This window comes from Pedobacter sp. WC2423 (assembly GCF_040822065.1).
Classification (GTDB): Bacteria; Bacteroidota; Bacteroidia; order Sphingobacteriales; family Sphingobacteriaceae; genus Pedobacter.
The window spans coordinates 335,727-340,310 of sequence record NZ_CP162005.1; the positions used below are offsets into that span (position 1 = coordinate 335,727).

Annotated in this window: 2 protein-coding genes; one reads left to right on the forward strand and one right to left on the reverse strand. The window is 36.0% G+C overall.

Annotated features, from left to right (window positions below):
- Positions 1–235 precede the first annotated feature (235 nt).
- Positions 236–1,852, reverse strand: coding sequence for a DUF6377 domain-containing protein (locus AB3G38_RS01165; protein WP_367866665.1), 1,617 nt, complete (start codon positions 1,850–1,852; stop codon positions 236–238).
- Between the two features lie 212 nt (positions 1,853–2,064).
- Here AB3G38_RS01165 and AB3G38_RS01170 point away from each other — a divergent pair, with 212 nt between their 5' ends.
- Positions 2,065–3,666, forward strand: a complete 1,602-nt coding sequence (locus AB3G38_RS01170; protein WP_367866666.1) for a hypothetical protein — start codon at positions 2,065–2,067, stop codon at positions 3,664–3,666.
- Positions 3,667–4,584 lie beyond the last annotated feature (918 nt).

Consider the following 4,584-nt stretch of genomic DNA (forward strand, 5'->3'; position numbering starts at 1 on the left):
TATTTGGTCTTAAAGATTTGAAATTACGATTAGAAGGAGTTAATGGCAAAAATGGAGGTATTAAAATTGCGCAATCGTTGCCAAAAGGATTTATTTAAAAGTTATTGCTCAGATAACCCTATACCGGTTGCTATTTTTCTGTAATATCCCTTTTGTTTCTATTTGATCAGGATTAAAATACCGGTTATAAGTATTATACCAGCCAGACTGCAAAATTCTTAGCATTGGGGATCCTCTATATAGCTTTTATAGCCATAATCGCGATTTCAAACTTATCCGGATGAATTGATTTATTCTTAATCCTTGTCCGGTAATTATAAATTGTATTTAAAGAATATTCCAGGATACGGGCCAGTTTATCCGGATCATTCACGCCCAGACGAATAAGCGCAAATATTCTTAAATCTGTGTTTAATAATTGATGGGGTAGCAGTCTGACCTGATATTCCACCGGGAAAAGGGTATTGAATTCGGTAACAAAATTCGGAAAGAGTTTCAGGAATGCTTTATCAAAATTGCTGAATAATTCTTCACGCTCTTTTTTCAGATTGATATTGCCCACCAATACCTTGATCTCCCCGAATTTTTTAGTCGTAAGCCTTTGGGTAATGGAACTTTTAATCTTTTCCAGTTTGTTCAGGTAATCAGAAATGATATGAAGATAATATCCTATATATTCTTCTTTGATCTTTTCTGCTTCGTTCAGTTTTTCTATTGTATTCCTCAGCCTGGCATTTGCCTGTAAAACCAGTTTGTCAGCTGCTTTGATCCTTTTGAGCTGCTTGTAAATGATGATGGCAAAAACAATAATTGTAATTGATAAGACAGTTAACAGTGCGCAATAAAAAAACAACATTTGTTTTTGCTCCTGCTCGTGTAAGATTTTTGCACTGGCAATGACTGGTAAAATAGCGCTTACTTGTACTTTGCGCTGTCTGGCACCGTAGTAAACCGCATCATCCATAGCTGCTTTGATCAAAAGGTAAGCATCTTCTATATGCGTTTTTTTATTCAGGAGCTGAGCGAGGTTTAACATGGCTGCAGCTTCTTTTGTAGATGATTTGATGTCGGCTATCGAAGCATTGATTAACAATTTGATGGCCCTGTCAGGTTGGTGGTACTGGATGTATATATCACTTAATGTAGAGGCGGTAATTGCATACTCATGCTCAGATAACCGCTTGCTATAAATCAGTGATTTAAGTTTAGGAATAGCCTGCTTAAGATCACCCGCTTTAATCAATTTTAAACCGCTATAATAAGCATAATCAAAAGAATGATTGTCACATAGTTTAAGTGCAGAGTCCACGTAAAGGCTGGCTTTGGTCTTGTAGATCCTGGTGTAATAATCATCCTGGTCAAAATCTGCAAGATCATAATAAGTTCTTGCGCTAAGCAAGTAATATTCTCTTTTAACTGAGTCGGGCAGATGTTTGAGCTTTAAAGTACTCAGTGAATCAAAAGTTTCTTTAAACATACCCGAAGAAAGTAAGATAAAACCCAGTTTTAACTTGGCATAGGCAATTTTAGCTGGATCTTTCAGTTCATTACTGATGCGTTGTAACTGATGAGCGTAATAAAATGCTTTATCATATCTGAAAGATTTATATTCATTGTATAGCTTAAGGCAGACCACATATTCATCGTTTAAATCCAATTCTTTGTGTGTCAGTGAAGCTTTCAGAAAGTCAATACGTTTTTGTTTTTGTGCATCTAATTGTGACTTCTCCTTTAAAACAAGTTTAAGTTTTTCTATTTCCCTTGCAGGAGATTGGGCGGCAGAGTAAAGGCAACCGATAAACAATAAGGTTAGATGAAGTACCAGGTGTTTCATACTATTTAAGCTAATCATTAAATTCTGATTTATATTCTTCCTGGAAGTATTCGTGTTTTTTAAATATTAATTGGTTGTTTATCAGTTGTTTGTGTGTTTGTTTTTCCGGTGTGAGTTTATATTATTTCTCAGAAAGGGGAGAATGCTTTAATTAACTGAATATACTGCTGTCATTTGTAGAAATACCCGGAGCACAATGTGCAGGGTAGATAACCAAATATTCTATTGATATGAAACACTTAACTATTTGCTTACTTATAGCCATGGCTTGCCTGGGTTGTAAAAAGTCAGTCACCTCACAGCAAGGTGAACAGGGTGCATCTAAATCGCTTACTGTAGCGAATGCAATCTCAAAGTCAACCTCCAAGAAAATTTTCATGCACTGGATGCCCTGGTTCGAAACACCGGATTCAAGAGGGGCGTGGGGGTATCATTGGAAAATGAACACGCAAAATCCGGACGTAATCACAAACGGTAAGCGTCAGATTGCGGCTTATGCTTATCCGAAAACAGGCCCATATGCCTCAGGAGATCCTGATATCATCGAATACCAGTTATTACTGATGAAGTATTCGGGGGTTGATGGGGTGATGATTGACTGGCCGGGTACAAGGGCACGTTATGATTATCCGGATAACCTGGCAAATTCTAATGCACTGATTTCAAAATTAAATGCGCTTGGGTTACAATTCAGTATTGTACACGAAGACCGGAACTGGGACGCCGGACAAACCAGCGGCGCAAATGGTGATTTCGTTTATATGCAGAACAATTACTTCAATCAAAGTAATTATCTGAAGGTGAACAATGTGCCAGTGGTTTTAAACTTTGGCCCGATAACTTTTCATCAGCCTTCAGAATGGAATCAAATCCTGGCAGGTCTTAATCCAAAACCAAAAGTTATCCCATTATATGGGAATACAAACCAGGTGGGATCAAATAATGCCGGAGGGGAGTTTCCATGGATTTATCAGGATCATCCTACCGTGGTAAATAACTATTATGCACAGGCTTCTAATTTCCCAATTTCAATTGGTATAGTTTATCCTGGTTTCAAATCTTTTTACCAGGCTGGCGGAGCTGACGGGCCTACCTGGCAAATTGCCTATAATGGAACCAGTACTTTTTCAACCTTGCTGGATAAAGCATTAGCCTCCAGCGTAGGCATTATTCAGTTTGCAACGTGGAATGATTACGGAGAGGGAACGATGATTGAGCCTACTGCTGAATTTGGTTATGGATTTTTAACTACCATGCAGCAAAAACTGGGCGTGTCTTATGGGCAGCATGAACTGGAATTGATTTACCGTTTATATCAATATCGTAAACAGTATAAAGGTAATTCTGGCATTCAGCAGCAACTTAATCAGGTCTTTGGTTACTTTGCCGCGCAACAGGTTAGCAATGCCGAAAGTCTGTTGAACAGTATTGGAGGCGGAACTATAACACCACCAACCGGAACAGGTATTACTATCAAAAATAAATGGTTAAATACTTTTCTGTTTGAAGAAACCGGCCAGGTTAAATACGGCTCATCCAATACTGATGCCCGTGCAAAATGGGTTTTAGAGCAGGTTAACGGGCATACCAGGATTAAAAATGTAAGTACAAGTCATTATTTGAATATTGAGCATTTGTATAGCTATGCAGAAAGTTCAGTAATCCCTGATAGTTTTTACAGCAGTTATTGGATAATTGAAGATTACAATGGCTTTAAAAGGATTAAAAGTGAATGGAAAAACACTTACCTGAATTTAGAAAATCAGAGCGGGTTTGCGCAGGCTACCAGTATTAACGCTACTGCCGAGAGCAGCCAGTGGACGTTAAATTAATATTTTAATCAAATATGCGTCAGAGGACTATTCATGATAGGTCTTTGGCGCATTTATTTTTCTATTACCTTAATAAAATTCCCGTCATTAGTTAATTGAAATTTTCGTTTAGATATTCACAATTGTTTATTATTTCGTCAAAAATCTGATTTAAAATCTAAAATCTTGATATTACTATTAACCACGATAATATGTGGATTCGTGTAATAAAAAAATGATTATAATTTTAAAAATTTATACTTGAAGATTATTTAAGTGTTTTTATGAGAAAACAATTGATTTTTAAAAATTTGATGATGCTATTCGTTGTTTCATGCGTTAGTTTATGTTTCATTTCACGTAACAAAGGTCAGCAAGCTGCTGAGCAAAAGAATGTCTGCATTCGCATTCAGGAAGCCAAAACCTGGATGGAAAATCATATAATCGTACCCTGTCCGGATAAAAATTGTTGAATCGTAAAATATACCTATGTACAACTGAAAGTATATCAGTTGTTTGTATAGGTATAAGGCATAGATGGAATTAAGCCTTAAATAATTAAGATAATACTCACTCTATTTTGCCAGATCCCGGCTGGCAGATAAATATAAATATAATGACCTCTCTTTCTCAAAGCCTAAACTGTAAAATCATGAATATTTTTAACTGTAAATTGATCTTTTTAAAGGTTAATCATAATCAACAGTTATTAATAAATTAATATTTGATATTTACTTTGGAGCAATCTATTGAATCATTTGTGATAATTTAAAACTACTATGAAAACTTAAATTGCAATTTAAGAATTTGATTTATTTTCTGCGTATGCGGTTAATAAATCAAACGTAATAAAAATACGCTTAAAGGCAGTTTATACCCCGGGACAATAAATCTGCTACTCCTTCACAACTACATCTACAACCTTAAAAAACAATAATT

What these genes read in the sequence shown, in the direction of transcription:
- AB3G38_RS01165 (WP_367866665.1), bottom strand. Translation starts at nt 1,852, where the DNA reads ATGATTAGCTTAAATAGTATGAAACACCTGGTACTTCATCTAACCTTA.
- AB3G38_RS01170 (WP_367866666.1), top strand. Translation starts at nt 2,065, where the DNA reads ATGAAACACTTAACTATTTGCTTACTTATAGCCATGGCTTGCCTGGGT.